Here is a 1,697-nt window from a genome sequence, read left to right on the forward strand (position 1 = left end):
GATATGGCCAAGGCATCCGCCGTACGCCCTTACTTACTTGACTATTTTTTCATGTATCACGCCATCCACACGGGATGTCGTGATGAACAAGAATTCAAGGTTCGTTAAGATCTCTTTTTAAAAAGAGGTATTTTCTAACATTTTTATGCAGTTGTCAAGGTACGATGATAAAAAAGTTTGGTGGAGATGAGGAGAATCGAACTCCTGACCCCCTGCTTGCAAGGCAGGTGCTCTCCCAGCTGAGCTACACCCCCAGCTTCTCTATCTCTTGAGAGGATGACCTCTCAAAACTGAACAATGAATGAATTGCCTCCGTGCCGACTTCTTAGGTTTTCCCTAGAAAGGAGGTGATCCAGCCGCACCTTCCGATACGGCTACCTTGTTACGACTTCACCCCAATCATCGCCCCCACCTTCGACGGCTGGCTCCTTGCGGTTACCTCACCGGCTTCGGGTGTGAATGACTTTCGTGGTGTGACGGGCGGTGTGTACAAGGCCCGGGAACGTATTCACCGCAGTATGCTGACCTGCGATTACTAGCGATTCCTGCTTCATGCAGGCGGGTTGCAGCCTGCAATCCGAACTGGGACTCTGTTTTTGGGGTTTGCTCCGGATCGCTCCTTCGCCTCCCTCTATTAAGAGCCATTGTAGTACGTGTGTAGCCCAAGCCATAAGGGGCATGATGACTTGACGTCATCCCCGCCTTCCTCCGCATTGTCTGCGGCAGTCTCTCCTGAGTCCCCGACTTAACTCGCTGGTAACAGAAGATAGGGGTTGCGCTCGTTGCGGGACTTAACCCAACATCTCACGACACGAGCTGACGACAGCCGTGCACCACCTGTTTTCTTGTCCTCCGAAGAGGAACAGGGTATCTCTACCCTTAGCAATCAATGTCAAGGCTTGGTAAGGTTCTTCGCGTTGCGTCGAATTAAACCACATACTCCACCGCTTGTGCGGGCCCCCGTCAATTCCTTTGAGTTTCAGCCTTGCGGCCGTACTCCCCAGGCGGGATACTTATTGCGTTAACTCCGGCACAGAAGGGGTCGATACCTCCTACACCTAGTATCCATCGTTTACGGCCAGGACTACCGGGGTATCTAATCCCGTTTGCTCCCCTGGCTTTCGCGCCTCAGCGTCAGTTGTCGTCCAGAAAGCCGCTTTCGCCACTGGTGTTCCTCCTAATATCTACGCATTTCACCGCTACACTAGGAATTCCGCTTTCCTCTCCGATACTCTAGCATCGCAGTTTCGGTCCCCTCACGGGGTTAAGCCCCGCACTTTTAAGACCGACTTACGACGCCGCCTGCGCGCCCTTTACGCCCAATAATTCCGGACAACGCTTGCCACCTACGTATTACCGCGGCTGCTGGCACGTAGTTAGCCGTGGCTTTCTCTTACGGTACCGTCACTTACGACGGGTATTGACCGTCGTACCATTCGTCCCGTATAACAGAACTTTACAACCCGAAGGCCGTCATCGTTCACGCGGCGTTGCTCCGTCAGACTTTCGTCCATTGCGGAAGATTCCCCACTGCTGCCTCCCGTAGGAGTCTGGGCCGTGTCTCAGTCCCAATGTGGCCGTTCATCCTCTCAGACCGGCTACTGATCGTCGCCTTGGTGGGCCGTTACCCCTCCAACTAGCTAATCAGACGCAAGCCCCTCCTCCAGCGAAAGCTCCGAAGAGCCTCCCTTTCTTCC

Annotated in this window: 1 tRNA gene and 1 rRNA gene; both read right to left on the reverse strand. The window is 53.7% G+C overall.

Annotated features, from left to right (window positions below):
• Positions 1-178 precede the first annotated feature (178 nt).
• Positions 179-254, reverse strand: a tRNA-Ala gene (locus WMO23_RS11250).
• Between the two features lie 86 nt (positions 255-340).
• Positions 341-1,697: ribosomal RNA gene (locus WMO23_RS11255) — 16S ribosomal RNA — on the reverse strand; the annotation flags it as partial.

The sequence above is a fragment of the Megasphaera intestinihominis genome, assembly GCF_040096415.1.
Lineage (GTDB): Bacteria > Bacillota > Negativicutes > Veillonellales > Megasphaeraceae > Megasphaera > Megasphaera intestinihominis.